The following is a 17,058-nucleotide window of genomic DNA, read 5'->3' on the forward strand; positions in this document are numbered from 1 at the left end:
TACAGTAGGTTTCGGGTGAGGTTACCCCCACCCGTTTCGGGTGTTACTGGAAAAGCCTTACGTTAATGGCGTGACGCAGCAGTAATGCCTTGTCATGTGCCGGATTGAGTTGCAGGAGTTCATCAAGTTCACGCTGACAGGCGGCGCTATTTCCCAGCCCCAGATGCCCGAGCGCATTGATAAACAGGCAGTGTTGCTGGTGTTTTGCTTGTGCTGAGGTATCCAGCACCACCAGGTCGGGTAGCGATACGGCAAAGAAATCGACATCCGGCACGTTGTCGTGATGCGACTCAACCCATTGCAGGAAGCTATTGAACAAAGCGTCCGCCTCTGCGTCATCGCCAAGTTTTCTCTGCGCCATACCCTGCCAGAAGAGATAGTCCACTGGCTGGTCGTTGTAATAACGTCCGGCATCCAGTGAGCTGCCGCCGCGCGTCGCACGGGAGAAGTAGCGCTGAGATTCTTCGAAATGGCCTTGCAGCTGAGCGCAATGCCCCAGCAAATACCAGATGTCGTTATCCGTTTGCCCTGGCAAGCGTCCTTCCCCGAGGTTTTGTGGGTAGTGCAACGCCTGTTGCAGCTGCGCGATGGCGGTTTGCAGGTCGCCGGAATGAACGGCAGCCAGGGCACGATGCATCTGATTCAGCAGATATTGCCCGGTGGCTTTACCTTCACCACCTTCCCACGGATGGAACACGCGTTCACGTAACACTGCGGCGGCATCGTCGTAGCGCCCCACCCCATTCCACAAGCTGAGCAGTTCCACCGTCAGATCGTCTCGATGGAAGACAATCTCTTTACTGGCTTCCAGTCGCTGCAGACGCTGCTCAGCGGGTTGTGCCATTAACTTCTTGAGATAGTCGAGTTCAAACAGGAAGCGAGCATTCTGTGGTTCCAGCGCCACGGCCTGCGACAAATACTGCATCGCCTGCTGTGCATCGTGCAGTTTGTTCCAGGCATAGATTCCCAGTAAACGGTGTACCGGTGCGAAATCCGCTTCCTGCGCAAGCGTGAACTGCCAGCAGGAAACCGCCTCGGCATAACGCCGTTTGCTGTACCAGAAGCAGCCGAGGAAATAGCGGGCAAAAGCACTTTGCTCAAGAGTTTGCAGCATCTGCACTTCATCCAGCGTATTGGGGAAGCGCACGCGGTTTTGCAGACACTCACGAGCACGTTCAATGAACGGTTGTGGATTATCGCTCAGCGAAGCGCGCCACAGCATCGGCAGCGTTTCCTGGCTGTCGAGCAGTTCCAGCACGCTACGGGCAGCATCCTTTTGCCCCAAAGAAGTCAGCCAGCCTGCCAGTTCACACGCGTTGGTACCGCGCCGCCCGGTAATCGAGATTAGCGCCTGTGCAGTGGCCTCATCCTGGCAAATAGCCCAGCGCGCATAGTGCAGGGTGTAACTCAGCGGATAATCAACCAGTTGTTGGCGAATGTAGTCCAGCGCTTGCACATTGCGATCAAGCTTTGCCAGCGCCAGCGCTTTCAGTCCCATCGCCAGGTTATTACTGCCGTTAAAGCGCAGGCTCTGCTCGACCTTTTCCAAGGCGCCGGCGTAGTCCTGACGCTTCATCGCCAAACGCGCTAACGACCAGAAAGCCGCATCCCGGCAGTTGCCGCTCCAGCTGGCCTTATAATAATTATCCCACGCGCTGTCATCATCGCCCTGACGTTCCTGTGCGGCGGCCAGCAGCATACTTGCCTCACCATCACGCGGATTTTTATTGAGCTTATGCGCCCGCTCCAGCGCCTTGCCAGCACATTGTGCCGCCAGCGCCCAGTCGGCGCGGTTTAGCGCCAGCGTCCCCAGGGCCACATTATTGCGGTAGTCCAGCGGATCAACGTCCAGCGCGCGGCGATAATAATCTTCGGCATAGCGGCTGGCGTGGTTGTACTGCTCCAGATGCTGACCAATAAAATAGAGTTCATCGGTATTAGAAAGCGCTTCTGGCAGCGCTGGCGCAATGGCCGCCGAAGGCAGCGGTAATTCTTTCGCGATGTGCTCTTCGTACTGCAAAAGCGTAGTGCCATCGACGCTTGTGACGGTCATCGTCACCCGGGCATGGCCATTGTCAGACACATCGGCCAGCCAGCTCTGTCCTGGCTCAAGGGTGAGGGTATTTTCATAGAACGGCTGCCCGTGCGCAGCAAGCGTAACCTGAACATCGCGTAGCGGCGCAATCGCATAAACGCCCACAGAAAGCTGGCTACGCTCACGCACCAGACGAAGCGCCAACTGCGTGCTGGCGTTTTGCACCATTCCCAGTTCGCTGTAGGGCAAGAAGTTTTGCACGAAGACTTTCTCTTCGTACGGCGCAAGCCAGGTGAAATCCGGCTGATTATCGGTAAAGACCCCGGTCATCAGTTCAATATACGGACCGTTGTCATCGGTGAGATTACGATCCCAGGCAACACCAAAGTCGCCGTATCCCCATGTCCACTGTTTTTTCCCCGGCGAAACATGGTGATCGGCCACATGCAGCAACCCACCACGCTCGCCGTGATGCCACGCGCCAACAAAATCATAATCTGATTTTTCAGCCATATAGGAGGTCGGTACGGGTACGTTCTTGTAGCGTGAGATATCCACACCGGCCGAATAGTCCACTTTGTAGTATGTGCCGGTGGCGATGGGAAACGCTGAGACATCGCGCTTACCGTGGTCAAATACCGCCGTCACATCCGGAGGGAACACGCTCTGATGATCGTCGCCGCCCTTCACCGCCGGATTCGCCCACCATAAGAAGTGGCGCGGGGTAGCGTTACCGTTAAACACCTTCCCGGTTATCTCGATCAACGCGCGATCCGGATACAGCGTGAATCCGGTCATTACCTGTAAACCGCGCATAGGCTCAACCTCACCCATCCACACGGTGTATTCACCCTGCTCACCCTGCTGCTGAGTAAAATCCACCGGCATAAAGGTGGTCGGGCGATGATGTTGCGGCCAGTTAAACTCGATACCGCCGGAGATCCACGGCCCAAGCAGACCGACCAGCGCGGGTTTCACCACTTCGTTGTAGTAGACGAAGTCGCGCTGCTGCACTTTGTCATACGCTCGATGAATACGCCCGCCTAACTCCGGCAGCAGCATGATGCGAATGAAGTCATTCTCCATCCACACCGCCTGATAGTCGCGCATTTCACGTTTGCCGGTCAGCGTATCAATCACGCCGTAAGGGTAAACCGCTCCAGAAGATCCCTGATACACCCGTTTTTCCAGAAACATTGGGTTGGCATCTTCTTCACCCGCCGCCCACGTTGGGAGGGTGATCGTTTCCTGCCAGACTTTAACTGAACCGTACATGCCGCTCTCCACTCAATAAACAAAAGTAAAAATTCAACTTGATGCTATTCTGCGGCAGTTAGGTGGCGTTAAAATGCGCAATGCTCACGCAATATAGTTAAGGGAGTTAAGTGAATGCAGCGTTCGGGGTTCAACAACGTCAGGGTCCGTCAGGCGAATAAACAGATCTTTTTGTCTCACCTGTGGCGGGAAAAACAGCTCAGCAAGTCACAGCTGGCGCAGCTCACCAGCCTGTCGATCCCGGCGGTCAGCAATATCCTCGAAGAACTGATGGATGAAGGGAGAATCAGCCATTCGCGAGAAACCTTAAGCCAGCGCGGTTTGAGCAGCGGCAGCTATCATTTGCCAGAAAAAGGCGCCTGGACGCTGTGCATCAACGTCACCCCCACCAGCATCACCAGTCAACTGGCGGACGCGCGACTGGTGGCCGTAGGCGACTGGCAGCATGAAGTCATCAACCCCGAATCGCCAAAAGCGCTGCTGTCAGCCCTGGCGGCACACTGGCGGGAGTATCGTCGGGAATTTCCCGATGTGACGATTAATCTGGCGCTTGGCGTTCATGGTCAAGTTGATCCGATAACCGGTGCATCAAAAACCATGCCCCAGGCCCCGTGGAAAACTCCGGTGGAAATAAAATATCTGCTGGAGGAGAAGCTCGGCGTGCAGGTCCGGCTGGACAATGACTGCGTGATGCTGGCGCTGGCGGAAAAATGGCAAAACCCGGCGGCAAACGGTGATTTCTGCGTGATTAACGTTGATTACGGTATTGGCTCATCGTTTGTGATTAACGATAACATCTGGCGCGGTAGCCTGTATGGCAGCGGTCAGATTGGGCATACCATCATTCATCCCGATGGTGTCGCCTGTGACTGTGGTCGCTATGGCTGTCTGGAAACCGTAGCGTCATTAAGCGCATTGAAAAAGCAGGCCCGGGTGTGGATGAAATCGCAGCCGACATCCCTTTACGATCCGGAAACGCTCACCACTGACCAGCTAATTGCGGCCTGGCAGCACGGAGATGTCCGCATTCAGGCCTGGGCCGAAAATGCCGCCAGCGCCATCGGGCTGAGTCTTTATAACTTTCTGAATATACTGAATATTAACCAAATATGGTTGTATGGGCGTAGCTGCGCATTTGGCGACAGCTGGCTCAATACGCTGGTGCAGCAAACTGGGTTTAACCCATTCGATCACGGCGATAACCCGCGAGCCAGAGCCACGCAGATAAGCTTCGGTAAGCTTAATCGCACCCAGCAACTTATGGGCATTGGCTATCTGTATGTCGAGTCACAGCTTAGCGAGTTATAGCCATTACTCCGTCAGGCTCACCGCTAAACGTTCATGTACCGTGGCGATAAAATCGGTCAACGCCGGTTTGATTGGCCCTTTTTTCCACGCCATCAACAGCGCAATGGTCGGAACATCGCCAACAATAGGGCGGAAAACCACCTGTCCGGTATTAAAATTATTCATATAACCGGGTATCAAAGTCACCCCCAGCCCCATGCCGACCAGGTTCATGGTCACCAGAATGTTGGTTGCCACCTGCACAATGTTGGGCTGGCTTTTTTGCTGCTGAAACCAGTTTTTGACAATCATCGCTAACGCACCGGAGTAGGCCGGATCGGTGCTGACAAAATTCACGCCGTGTAGTTGTTCCGCGGAGATTGCTTGCTCATTAGCTAACGGATGATTCACCGGTAAAACCACTACTAACGGCTCATGAATCAGCTCCAGATAATCGAGATCCGGGCTGTACACCGGGTGGCGCATTAAGCCCACATCCAGCTCTCCACTCAGGATCTTCTCTTCCTGTTCGGTGGTGATCAGACTCACCAGCTCAATGTGCGTATCTGGCTGTTTTAAACGAAACAAAGGCAGCACCTTCGGCAGCAGATTTACCTCTGCGGAAGGGACAAAACCGATGGCGAAATGATTATTTTCCTGCACCGTTTTACGGGCACGAACTTTGGCGTTTTCCGCCTGTTCGAGGATCGCCTGCGCATCTTGTAAAAAGCACTCTCCCGCCGCCGTCAGCGCAACTTTTCGTTTATCCCGCACCAGCAACGAAACGCCCACGCACGTTTCCAGATCGCGGATCTGGCTGCTTAACGACGGCTGAGAGGTATGCAGCTTTTCTGCCGCTCGGGTGAAATTCAGCGCCTTCGCCACCGCTACGAAATAGCGTAAGTGCCTCAGTTCCATGCCCTTCTCCTTGTTATCGAAAAAATGTCTCAACTGGTAGAAATTTACTATTTCACAGATTGATAACTAACCAGCAACATCCTTAAGGTACAAAAAAAGAAGGTCAATACATCTTAGCTTTCAGGATTAAAAAATATGACCACACCCTCAAATTTAGACATCTACCAACTGATCGACACACAAAACGGTCGCGTAACCCCACGAATTTATACCGACCCTGAAATTTACCAACTGGAGCTGGAACGCATCTTCGGACGCTGCTGGTTATTTCTCGCCCACGAAAGCCAAATCCCCAAACCCGGTGATTTTTTTAACACCTACATGGGCGAGGATGCAGTTGTGGTGGTTCGCCAGAAAGACGGCAGCATCAAAGCGTTTCTCAACCAGTGTCGCCACCGCGCTATGCGCGTCAGCTACGCCGACTGCGGCAATACCCGCGCCTTTACCTGCCCGTATCACGGCTGGTCGTACGGCATTAACGGCGAGCTGATCGACGTCCCGCTGGAACCGCGCGCCTACCCGCAAGGGCTGTGCAAATCGCACTGGGGGCTGAACGAAGTTCCTGGCGTAGAGAGCTACAAGGGACTGATTTTCGGCAACTGGGATACCTCCGCGCCTGCGCTGCGCGATTATCTCGGCGACATCGCCTGGTATCTCGACGGTGTGCTGGATCGTCGTGAAGGCGGCACCGAAATCGTCGGTGGCGTACAAAAGTGGACCATCGATTGTAACTGGAAATTCCCCGCCGAACAGTTTGCCAGCGACCAGTATCACGCGCTGTTCAGCCATGCCTCGGCCGTGCAGGTGCTGGGGGCAAAAGACGACGGCAGCGACAAACGCCTGGGCGACGGACAAACCGCCCGCCCGGTGTGGGAAACCGCCAAAGACGCGCTACAGTTCGGTCAGGATGGGCACGGTAGCGGATTTTTCTTTACCGAAAATCCCGATGCCAACGTCTGGGTCGACGGCGAAGTCTCCAGCTATTACCGCGACACCTACGCGGAAGCCGAGCAGCGTCTGGGTAAAGTTCGCGCCCTGCGTCTGGCCGGTCACAACAACATTTTCCCAACGCTTTCCTGGCTCAACGGTACTGCCACCTTAAGGGTCTGGCATCCGCGCGGGCCGGATCAAGTTGAAGTATGGGCATTCTGTATTACCGATAAAGCCGCCTCTGATGAAGTGAAAGCCGCGTTTGAAAACAGCGCAACGCGGGCTTTTGGCCCCGCCGGATTCCTGGAGCAGGACGACTCGGAAAACTGGTGTGAAATTCAAAAACTGCTGAAGGGTCATCGCGCACGCAACACCAAATTGTGTCTGGAAATGGGGCTGGGCCAGGAGAAACGTCGTGAAGACGGCATTCCGGGGATCACCAACTACATCTTTTCGGAAACCGCCGCGCGCGGCATGTATCAGCGCTGGGCCGATTTACTCAGCAGCGAAAGCTGGCAGGAAGTGCAGGAAAAAACCGCCGCTTACCAGCAGGAGGTGATGAAATGAGCACCTTAGTTTCTCAGGAACTACACCACCGCATTACACAGTTTCTCTACCATGAAGCCAGCCTGCTGGATGACTGGAAGTTTCGTGACTGGCTGGCACAACTGGATGAAGACATTCGCTACACCATGCGTACGACGGTCAATGCCCAGACGCGCGATCGTCGCAAAGGCGTGCAGCCGCCGACCACCTGGATTTTCAACGACAACAAAGACCAGCTCGAACGTCGTATCGCGCGGCTGGAAACCGGCATGGCCTGGGCGGAAGAGCCACCGTCGCGTACCCGGCACCTGATCAGCAACTGCCAGGTCAGTGAAACTGGGGTTCCCGACGTCTTTGCCGTGCGCCTTAATTATCTGCTGTATCGCGCGCAAAAAGAGCGCGATGAAACCTTTTACGTCGGCATGCGCATAGACAAAGTGCGCCGTTTGCCGGGCGATGAGTGGCGCTTACTGGAGCGTGAGATCGTGCTGGATCAAGCGGTGATCACCTCCCATAACCTGAGTGTACTGTTCTGATGAGTCGTGTTTATGCTTGCCCCGTAGGGGATTTGCCGGAGGGTGAAGCGCTCCGGCTTGATACCTCGCCCGTCATCGCGCTGTTCAACGTTGGCGGCGAGTTCTATGCCATTAACGATCGCTGTAGCCACGGTAACGCTTCGATGTCGGAAGGCTATCTGGAAGACGACGCTACGGTGGAATGCCCGCTGCATGCCGCCAGTTTTTGCCTGAAAACCGGCAAGGCGTTGTGCTTACCCGCGACCGACGCGCTCACCACCTACGCGGTATATGTAGACGGTAGCGATGTGTTTGTTGATATTCCAGAGGACGCAAGATGAGCGATTTACGCGATAACGTGATCTTTATCACCGGCGGCGGCTCCGGTCTTGGTCTGGCACTGGTCGAGCGTTTCATCGAAGAAGGTGCGCAGGTCGCCACGCTGGAGCTGTCGCCAGCTAAAGTTGCCAGCCTGCGTCAGCGCTTTGGCGAACATGTGCTGGCAATCGAAGGCAACGTCACCTGCTACGCCGACTATCAGCGCGCGGTAGCTCAAATCCTGACGCATTACGGTACGCTGGACTGTTTTATCGGAAATGCGGGGATATGGGATCACAACGCCTCGTTGGTCAATACGCCTGCGGATGCGCTGGAGAGCGGCTTTCATGAGCTGTTTAACGTCAACGTGCTGGGCTATCTGCTGGGCGCGAAAGCCTGTGCCCCTGCACTTATCGCCAGCGAAGGCAGCATCATCTTTACCCTGTCCAATGCGTCGTGGTATCCCGGCGGCGGCGGCCCGCTGTATACCGCCAGCAAACATGCGGCTACCGGGCTGATTCGCCAGCTGGCATACGAGCTGGCACCAAAGGTTCGTGTTAACGGTGTCGGTCCATGCGGTATGGCGACAGATCTACGCGGCCCGCAGGCGCTGGGACAAAACGATACATCGATTATGCAGTCGCTGACGCCGGAAAAAATCGCCGCTATTTTGCCGCTACAGTTTTTCCCGGAGCCGGCGGATTTTACCGGCCCGTATGTAATGCTGGCGTCAAAACGCAACAACCGCACATTAAGTGGCGTGATGATCAATGCCGACGCCGGTCTGGGTATTCGCGGTATTCGTCACGTCGCCGCCGGACTGGATCTCTGAGGAGACGTTATGAACCCAAAAACTATTGCTATCGTCGGCGGCGGTCAGGCGGCGGCTATGGCTGCCGCTGCACTGCGCCAACAAGGTTTTGACGGCGAATTACACCTGTTTTCCGATGAGCATCATCTGCCCTATGAACGCCCACCGCTCTCCAAAGCGATGCTACTGGACGACAATCCGCAACTTCAGCTGATACTCCCCGCTGACTGGTGGCGGGAACACAACGTACAGCTGCATCTGGGGGTTACTGTGCAGACGCTCGGCCGCCAAACCCATCAGTTGGTGCTGGCTAATGGGCAGAGTTATCCATGGGATCGGCTACTGATTGCAACGGGCGCTGCGGCACGCCCCCTTCCGCAACTGGATAAGCTGGGCGATCGTTGCTTCACCCTGCGCCACGCGGGCGATGCCGAGCGCCTGCGCGACAATTTATTGCCGGGCAAGTCGATTGTCATTGTCGGTGCGGGCACCATTGGTCTGGAACTGGCGGCCAGCGCGACTCAACGCGGCTGTCAGGTGACGGTGGTGGAGCTGGCGCCAACGGTCATGGGCCGCAACGCGCCTGCTCCGGTGCGCGACTACCTGCTAGCCCGCCACCAACTTGCGGGCGTGCGGGTACTGCTTAACAGCGCTATTGAGCATGCCGAAGCGGGAGAGTGTCTCTCGCTCATGCTGCAAAACGGCGAAACTCTCACCGCTGATGCGGTGATCTATGGTATCGGTATCGTGGCGAACGATATGCTGGCCCGCGAAGCGGGACTGGAGACAGTGAACGGCATTATCGTTGATGCCGCCTGCACCACCTCCGATCCCGCGATTTTCGCCGCCGGTGACGTAGCGATAACGCGCCAGGCTGACGGTTCGTTAGTACGCGTGGAAAGCTGGGAAAACGCCAATTTTCAGGCACAGGTTGCCGCCGCCGCGATGCTCAATCAACCGCAGCCAGCAGCAACGCCGGGCTGGTTCTGGACCGATCAGTACCGTGATAATCTACAGTTTGTCGGCGAAATGCAGGGTGAGAACTGGCTCCTACGCGGCAATTCAGATGCGCAGAAAGCAATATGGTTTAACCTACAGGATGGCGTGATTGTCGGCGCAGTAACGTTGAATCAGGGTCGAGAAATACGTTTATTGAGAAAATGGATTCAGGCAAAGAAAAAGCCGCCAGTGGCGACTTTAATCGATGAAACAATCTTGCTTAAGTCAATATAACTGCCGGATGGCACTTCGTTTATCCGGCCTACATGTGAGTTACCTGTAGGCCGGAAAAGGTGTTTACACCACCATCTGGCAATCCGTATTACTTACGCGTAAACCGGGAAACGTGCACAGATATCCAGCACTTTACCTTTGACGCGCTCGATAACAGCTTCGTCATTGATGTTGTCCAGAACGTCACACATCCAGCCAGCCAGCTCTTTCACTTCCGATTCTTTAAAGCCACGGCGAGTCACAGCCGGAGAACCGATACGGATACCGGAAGTCACAAACGGGCTCTTCGGATCGTTCGGTACGCTGTTTTTGTTAACGGTGATGTTAGCACGGCCCAGCGCGGCGTCAGCTTCTTTACCGGTCAGGTTTTTATCAACCAGATCCAGCAGGAACAGGTGGTTTTCAGTACCGCCAGAAACCACTTTGTAGCCACGGTTCAGGAACACTTCCACCATCGCTTTGGCGTTTTTGGCAACCTGCTGTTGGTAAACCTTGAACTCAGGCTCCATCGCTTCTTTCAGCGCCACAGCTTTCGCCGCGATCACGTGCATCAGCGGGCCGCCCTGCGCGCTTGGGAACACAGCGGAGTTCAGTTTTTTGTACAGCTCTTCGTCACCGCCTTTCGCCAGGATCAGGCCACCGCGTGGACCTGCCAGGGTTTTGTGGGTGGTGGTGGTCACAACGTGTGCGTGTGGAACCGGGTTCGGATAAACGCCTGCGGCAATCAGACCCGCAACGTGCGCCATATCGACGAACAGATATGCGCCGATGCTGTCAGCGATTTCACGCATTTTTGCCCAGTCAACAACACCGGAGTAAGCAGAGAAGCCGCCGATGATCATCTTCGGTTTGTGCTCTTTGGCCTGCTTAGCCATGTCTTCGTAGTCAATTTTACCGGACTCATCAATACCGTAAGGGATGATGTTGTACAGTTTGCCGGAGAAGTTAACCGGGGAGCCGTGAGTCAGGTGGCCGCCTTGTGCCAGGTTCATACCCAGAACGGTATCGCCCGGTTGCAGCAGAGCGGTGTAAACAGCAAAGTTAGCCTGAGAGCCGGAGTGCGGTTGTACGTTAGCGTAGTCAGCGCCAAACAGCTCTTTTGCGCGATCGATAGCCAGTTGCTCAACGATATCAACGTACTCGCAACCGCCGTAGTAGCGCTTGCCCGGATAACCTTCAGCATATTTGTTGGTCAGCTGAGAACCCTGCGCCTGCATAACACGCGGGCTGGTGTAGTTTTCGGAGGCGATCAGTTCGATGTGCTCTTCCTGACGTACTTTTTCCTGCTCCATAGCCTGCCACAGTTCGGCATCATAATCGGCAATGTTCATTTCACGCTTTAACATCCGCATCTCCTGACTCAGCTAACAATAAAATTTTCGGCCTTAAAAGGCGGTCCGTAGGACAACGGCGAACAGTATAACCGAATCATTCTTCGATAACAGGTCTTGACAAAGGATTTTACGCAAACGATTACCTTCACGGTACGCAAGGCTTTGGAGAACAAAGGTCTGCTGAATTTCAACGGATTTCTTTTCAGGTTTGTGATGCAGATTTTTCACGATGTAACCTTTACAACGCAAAGTTACAAAGAACCATTTACAATGCAGGGGTATTTTTTATAAGATGTATTTGACATACATCATTAAAGTCTCAGATAAAGGAAGACCGTATGCTTGACGCACAAACCATCGCTACAGTGAAAGCCACCATTCCCCTGCTGGTTGAAACAGGCCCGAAGCTGACCGCCCATTTCTACGACCGCATGTTTACGCATAACCCAGAGCTGAAAGAAATCTTCAACATGAGTAATCAGCGTAATGGCGATCAGCGTGAAGCGCTGTTTAATGCTATTGCCGCGTATGCCAGCAATATCGAAAATCTGGCGGCACTGTTGCCGGCTGTTGAGAAAATCGCACAGAAGCATACCAGCTTCCAGATTAAACCCGAGCAGTACAACATCGTGGGTGGCCATTTACTGGCAACGCTGGACGAAATGTTCAGCCCAGGCCAGGAAGTTCTGGATGCGTGGGGCAAAGCATACGGCGTGCTGGCGAACGTTTTCATCAACCGTGAAGCGCAAATCTACAGCGAAAATGCCAATAAAAATGGCGGCTGGGAAGGTACCCGTCCTTTCCGTATCGTGGCAAAAACCCCACGCAGTGCACTTATCACCAGCTTTGAATTTGAACCTGTCGACGGTGGCGCAGTAGCTGAATATCATCCGGGGCAATATCTGGGCGTCTGGTTAAAGCCGGAAGGTTTCCCGCATCAGGAAATTCGTCAGTACTCACTGACCCGTAAACCCGATGGCAAAGGCTACCGTATTGCGGTTAAGCGTGAGGACGGTGGTCAGGTTTCAACCTGGCTGCACAACCATGCGAATGTTGGCGACGTTGTTCACCTGGCCGCACCTGCGGGCGATTTCTTTATGGACGTTGCGACCGACACCCCGGTATCTCTGATCTCCGCGGGCGTGGGACAAACCCCAATGCTGGCGATGCTGGATACGCTGGCAAAAGCGCAGCATACGGCGCAGGTTAACTGGTTCCATGCGGCAGAAAATGGTGACGTGCATGCCTTCGCTGATGAAGTCAACGAACTCGGCAAAACGCTGCCACGCTTTAGCGCACACACCTGGTATCGTGAGCCAACCGAAGCCGATCGTGCGAAAGATGCCTTTGATAGCGTAGGTCTGATGGATTTGAACAAACTGGAAAGCGCAATCAGCGATCCGGCGATGCAGTTTTATCTGTGCGGTCCGGTTGGTTTCATGCAGTTCGCCGCGAAGCAGCTGGTCGGTCTGGGCGTGAAAAACGAGAACATTCATTACGAATGCTTCGGTCCGCACAAAGTCTTGTAATGTGTTACGCGAGTAGGCCGGATAAGGCGTTTACGCCGCCATCCGGCAATCACTCTGCCTGATGCGCTACGCTTATCAGGCCTACAAATTAACGGCGCGGCTTAGATTGCCGCGTCGTCTTCTTCACCGGTACGAATACGAATAACGCGTGCCACGTCGAAGACAAAAATCTTACCGTCACCGATCTTGCCGGTCTGGGCAGTACGGATAATGGTGTCGACGCAGGTATCGACGATGTCGTCGGTAACCACAATTTCAATTTTTACCTTCGGCAGAAAATCCACCATATATTCCGCGCCACGGTACAACTCGGTATGGCCTTTCTGACGGCCAAAACCTTTCACTTCTGTCACAGTCATACCGGTAATGCCGACTTCTGCCAGCGCTTCGCGGACGTCGTCCAGCTTGAAGGGTTTAATAATCGCATCAATCTTTTTCATGCTATTCCTTGAAAAGGTCGCCTGTCTTTTGATCGAATAAAGCTAACATAATCCGCAGATTTATTCTTTGAAATCGTTTGCATCCAGCTCGTGCCGAGAAAGCAATTTATAGAATTCGGTGCGGTTGCGCCCCGCCATTCTTGCCGCGTGGGTCACATTGCCCTTGGTGATTTGCAGCAGCTTACGCAGATAGTTGAGCTCAAACTGGTTACGCGCCTCAACAAAGGTCGGCAGCGCGGTGTTTTCCCCTTCCAGCGCCTGCTCCACCAGCGCGTCGCTGATCACCGGCGAAGAGGTCAACGCCACGCACTGCTCAATTACGTTGACCAGCTGACGCACGTTGCCCGGCCAGCTGGCGGTCATTAACCGCTTCATGGCATCGGTTGAAAAGGCGCGTACGAACGGTTTGTGCCGTTCAGCAGACTGGCGCAGCAGATGGTTCGCCAGCAGCGGAATATCTTCCGTACGCTCGGCCAGCGCAGGAATCTTCAGGCTCACCACATTGAGGCGATAGTACAAATCCTCGCGAAATTCGCCCCGTGCCATCGCTTTGGGTAAATCGCGGTGGGTCGCAGAAACGATCCGCACATCAATGTCGATATCGCGGTTACTGCCCAATGGTCTGACTTTTCGTTCCTGCAATACGCGCAGCAGTTTCACCTGTAACGGCGCAGGCATATCGCCAATCTCATCGAGAAACAGCGTACCGCCTTCTGCAGCCTGAAACAGCCCTTCACGATTGCTCACCGCACCGGTAAAAGCACCGCGCGCATGACCAAACAGTTCTGATTCCAGCAGTTGTTCCGGCAACGCGCCGCAGTTAATGGCAATGAAAGGTTTTTGGCTGCGTGGGCTGGCGTTGTGAATAGCCTGAGCGAAAACTTCTTTCCCGGTTCCGCTTTGACCGTTGATCAAGACGCTAACGTCCGATTGCGCCACCATCCGCGCCTGTTCCAGCAGGCGTAGCATCAGCGGGCTGCGGGTAACGATAGATTCGCGCCAGCTGTCATCGGTGGCGGGCGCAGACTGTTCCAGCGCCCCGTCAATCGCGTGATACAACGCGTCCTTGTCGACTGGTTTAGTGAGGAAACTGAACACCCCTTGCTGGGTCGCCGCAACGGCGTCCGGAATGGAGCCGTGAGCGGTCAGGATAATCACCGGCATCCCAGGCTGTACTTTCTGGATTTCAGTAAACAGCTGCATGCCGTCCATTTCATCCATACGCAGATCGCTAATAACCAGATCCACTTTTTCACGGTTCAGCACCCGTAACCCTTCCTGCCCACTTTCCGCGGTCACGACGCTGTAGCCTTCGCTGGTCAGTCGCATTCCAAGTAATTTCAACAGGCCCGGATCGTCATCCACCAGCAGCAGATGCGCGGGCTTACGGCTTATCATGGCGTAACCTCATCGGCAGACGGCGCTGCGCCTTCTTCGTTATCAGGCGTAGTGAGTTTATCGTTCCCGTGCAGCGCATCAGGATTGTAGTTACCGCCAGGTTTGCGCGTGGAAAGCTGGCGCTCAATATCGGTCAGATTCTCCAGCTTGCGGGTCGTGAGATCGAGCTGGGACTGCAAATGCTGCTGCTGTTGGCGCAGCGTATCGAGATCGCTGTCGGACGCCTGCTGGAGTTTACTGTAGCGCATACGCTCTTCGGCAAGCTGCAACTGCAACGTTTGGCTACTGCGCCATACCTGATACAGCGGGCGTACCTGCGGCGGAATTTGCGGGCTTAACGCATCGAGGCGCGTAACAGCCTCCCGCCTTTCAGGCGGCGTAATGTTGGCATTATCGAGCAGGATCCCACGCCTGAAAGCGCCCTGCCAGGTATCTGTCATCAGGGTGCTGGCTTCACTACGCGCCTGCACCGGCATCAGGCGATTGGCACAATCCATCGCCCGCAGCCAGTACAACGGATTGGTTTCTGTTGACTGGCCAGACAGCGACCAGATATCCGCACAGTCGGTTGCAAGGTAGTCCGCCAGTTGATTAGGCGGAATTTTCTCCTGCGAGGGATCGCCGATAATATGATTCACCGCGTTCGGGACACAACCAGCCAGCGCCAGGCACGGCAGGCTTGCGAGGATGACGCGACGAAGAAAATGTCGTTTAAGCATTCGGACAACAACGTATGGCATACTCACCAGACTTAAGTTTATTTTAGTGATTTTTCGCAGCAGCTAGCGGCAGTTCTATGCGAAAACAAACGTTTTGCGCATGGTCATCAACCAGATACAGCTTGCCCCGCATACGGCGGATGCAATCTCTGGCAATGCTTAGCCCCAACCCGCTTCCTTTTACCGCCCCTTTTCGCTGATGACTCCCCTGGAAAAAAGGCTCGAAGATCATGGTCTGTTCTGCTTCTGGAATCGGTGTGCCGGTATTCATTACATCGATGTATACCGTTGAGCCATGCAAACTGCTGCGGATCCAAATGTTACCGGATTCAGCACCATAGTGCACCGCATTGGAATAAAGATTGTCCAGCACGCTCATCAACAGCATCGGTTCTGCCAGGCAGGTGTTCACCGCAAGCGCAACATCAGTATGTATCATTTTGGCGCGAGCGGGCAGGCTATGCGCAGAAACAACGCTTTCCACCAACGGTGCGATTTCCACACTTTCAAGTTCTACCTCGTCATCAGCCAGCTTGCGGTTGTAATCGAGGAGTTGTTCAATCAGCTTTTGCAGGTTACGGCTGCTGTCATCAAGAATACCGACCACCTCTTTTTGCTCCGGTGTTAATGGGCCAACCACCTGATCGGCCAACAATTCGGTACCTTCGCGCATGCTCGCCAGCGGCGTTTTCAGCTCATGGGAAAGATGGCGTAAAAACTGATGCCGTTGCGACTCAAGCCAGGAGAGGCGTTCGCTTAACCAGATGATACGCTGCCCCACAGATCTCAGCTCCCGTGGCCCGGTAAATAATACGCTATCCCCCAGCGAGCGCCCTTCTCCCAGACAGTTGATCATCCGTTCAATGCCCTTCACCGGGCCGATAATCATGCGGGTAAACAGCAAGACCATCGCCAGGCTGACGAGAAACAGCACCAGTGCCTGCCAGCCAAAAAACTGCCCGCGTTCGGCTATTTCCTGCTGTAACTGCTGCCCACGAGAAAAGACCACGGTACGCGTCGCTTGCACCATCTCGGTATTGGCATTGGCGAACGCTTCCAGCCGTGCAGCCGACACACTGTCAGGACCACTGTTTTTACACTGTAACTGCGCGAGATCGTTAAGATCCTGACGCAACGCCTGGTAGAGCTTGGTATCCGGCAACACCCCCGCATGCGCATCCAGCATGTCGCTGTAGCGTTTACGCTGGCTTTGGTAGACCCTGGCTAATGTTGGGTCATCAAGCACGCAGTATTGCCGATAGCTGCGCTCCATCTCCAGCGCGACGTTGGTCATCGCCTCGCTGCGTCTGGCATCAATCAGCGTGGTGCGGTTTGTCAGCGCAGCCTGCGCGCTCAGGGCATTCAGACTTTGCCATGCCTGCCAGGCCAGAACTAACAACGGCAGCAGGATAAGCAAGAAGGCCAACGTCACCAATTGACGTAAAGATCGGGGAAAAACTGACCAGCGCTTCAAGGCGTTACTCTCAATGGACAGGAATAGATTGATGCTAACTGAGGGGAACGCCAGATACAACAAAGCCGGGATTAACCCGGCTTTGTTATGGAATAAGGCGGTGCCTAACTCGACGTTTCGCCCGGAGGTTGATATGAGCAATGCTAATATCAGATGTTGGACGGCAGGCACCTTGTTGTGCGTCATTCGAAGTTTATGTAGCACGTCCCGAAGGGGCTGACATAAGAAGGTGAATGAGCCACTGGTTAATATTATGCAGCATCTGTGCCAATATTCAAAACACTTTATTAACACAA

The 17,058-nt window shown here is 54.5% G+C and carries 14 protein-coding genes; 7 read left to right on the forward strand and 7 right to left on the reverse strand.

The annotated features are described in order from the left end of the window. Positions 1–43: 43 nt before the first annotated feature. Positions 44–3,310 (reverse strand): DUF5107 domain-containing protein, encoded by a 3,267-nt coding sequence (locus BZK40_RS21855; RefSeq protein ID WP_079935294.1) that lies wholly within the window; start codon positions 3,308–3,310, stop codon positions 44–46. Between the two features lie 114 nt (positions 3,311–3,424). Here BZK40_RS21855 and BZK40_RS21860 point away from each other — a divergent pair, with 114 nt between their 5' ends. Then, the gene (locus BZK40_RS21860; protein ID WP_048215773.1) at positions 3,425–4,618 is read left to right on the forward strand and encodes an ROK family transcriptional regulator; all 1,194 of its coding nucleotides are present in this window, start codon (positions 3,425–3,427) and stop codon (positions 4,616–4,618) included. A gap of 3 nt (positions 4,619–4,621) precedes the next feature. On the opposite strand, the gene hcaR is transcribed toward BZK40_RS21860, so the two are convergent. After that, entirely contained in the window at positions 4,622–5,515 is an 894-nt protein-coding gene (gene hcaR / locus BZK40_RS21865) for a DNA-binding transcriptional regulator HcaR (protein ID WP_079935295.1), read from the reverse strand. Positions 5,516–5,650: 135 nt separating this feature from the next. On the opposite strand from hcaR, the gene hcaE reads away from it, so the two are divergent. From hcaE to hcaD, 5 genes are read left to right on the forward strand one after another with little or no spacing between them, the layout of a single operon-like run. Beyond that, complete coding sequence (hcaE, locus tag BZK40_RS21870) at positions 5,651–7,012, forward strand: 3-phenylpropionate/cinnamic acid dioxygenase subunit alpha (protein WP_032944240.1); 1,362 nt, start codon at positions 5,651–5,653, stop codon at positions 7,010–7,012. Next, positions 7,009–7,527, forward strand: coding sequence for a 3-phenylpropionate/cinnamic acid dioxygenase subunit beta (gene hcaF, locus BZK40_RS21875; RefSeq protein WP_032944241.1), 519 nt, complete (start codon positions 7,009–7,011; stop codon positions 7,525–7,527). Before hcaE ends, hcaF begins: the two co-directional genes overlap by 4 nt. Continuing rightward, positions 7,527–7,847: a 3-phenylpropionate/cinnamic acid dioxygenase ferredoxin subunit gene (hcaC, locus tag BZK40_RS21880; RefSeq protein ID WP_032944244.1), complete on the forward strand. Its 321-nt coding sequence runs from the start codon at positions 7,527–7,529 to the stop codon at positions 7,845–7,847. The genes hcaF and hcaC overlap by 1 nt, the downstream gene beginning before the upstream one ends. Beyond that, positions 7,844–8,656: a 3-phenylpropionate-dihydrodiol/cinnamic acid-dihydrodiol dehydrogenase gene (gene hcaB, locus BZK40_RS21885; protein ID WP_079935296.1), complete on the forward strand. Its 813-nt coding sequence runs from the start codon at positions 7,844–7,846 to the stop codon at positions 8,654–8,656. The genes hcaC and hcaB overlap by 4 nt, the downstream gene beginning before the upstream one ends. 9 nt (positions 8,657–8,665) lie before the next feature. After that, on the forward strand, positions 8,666–9,868 hold the full coding sequence (hcaD, locus tag BZK40_RS21890) for a phenylpropionate dioxygenase ferredoxin reductase subunit (RefSeq protein WP_079935297.1): 1,203 nt from the start codon (positions 8,666–8,668) through the stop codon (positions 9,866–9,868). A 92-nt stretch (positions 9,869–9,960) separates the two neighbouring features. Here hcaD and glyA read toward each other — a convergent pair whose 3' ends face one another. Beyond that, entirely contained in the window at positions 9,961–11,214 is a 1,254-nt protein-coding gene (gene glyA, locus BZK40_RS21895; protein WP_079935298.1) for a serine hydroxymethyltransferase, read from the reverse strand. Between the two features lie 326 nt (positions 11,215–11,540). Here glyA and hmpA point away from each other — a divergent pair, with 326 nt between their 5' ends. Then, entirely contained in the window at positions 11,541–12,731 is a 1,191-nt protein-coding gene (gene hmpA, locus BZK40_RS21900; protein WP_079935299.1) for an NO-inducible flavohemoprotein, read from the forward strand. A 101-nt stretch (positions 12,732–12,832) separates the two neighbouring features. On the opposite strand, the gene glnB is transcribed toward hmpA, so the two are convergent. Genes glnB through qseE form a run of 4 tightly spaced genes read right to left on the reverse strand, consistent with a single transcriptional unit; the run spans position 12,833 to position 16,762 of the window. Beyond that, the gene (glnB, locus tag BZK40_RS21905) at positions 12,833–13,171 is read right to left on the reverse strand and encodes a nitrogen regulatory protein P-II (RefSeq protein WP_002914032.1); all 339 of its coding nucleotides are present in this window, start codon (positions 13,169–13,171) and stop codon (positions 12,833–12,835) included. Positions 13,172–13,231: 60 nt separating this feature from the next. Next, positions 13,232–14,566: a two-component system response regulator GlrR gene (glrR, locus tag BZK40_RS21910; RefSeq protein ID WP_304502732.1), complete on the reverse strand. Its 1,335-nt coding sequence runs from the start codon at positions 14,564–14,566 to the stop codon at positions 13,232–13,234. Continuing rightward, positions 14,566–15,309 carry a two-component system QseEF-associated lipoprotein QseG gene (qseG, locus tag BZK40_RS21915; protein ID WP_079935300.1) on the reverse strand — a complete coding sequence of 248 codons (744 nt, stop codon included), beginning with the start codon at positions 15,307–15,309 and terminating at the stop codon, positions 14,566–14,568. The genes glrR and qseG overlap by 1 nt, the downstream gene beginning before the upstream one ends. Before the next feature lie 22 nt (positions 15,310–15,331). Beyond that, on the reverse strand, positions 15,332–16,762 hold the full coding sequence (qseE, locus tag BZK40_RS21920) for a two component system sensor histidine kinase QseE/GlrK (RefSeq protein WP_103286014.1): 1,431 nt from the start codon (positions 16,760–16,762) through the stop codon (positions 15,332–15,334). Between the last annotated feature and the right edge of the window lie 296 nt (positions 16,763–17,058).

The sequence above is a fragment of the Citrobacter portucalensis genome (assembly GCF_002042885.1).
Classification (GTDB): Bacteria; Pseudomonadota; Gammaproteobacteria; order Enterobacterales; family Enterobacteriaceae; genus Citrobacter; species Citrobacter portucalensis.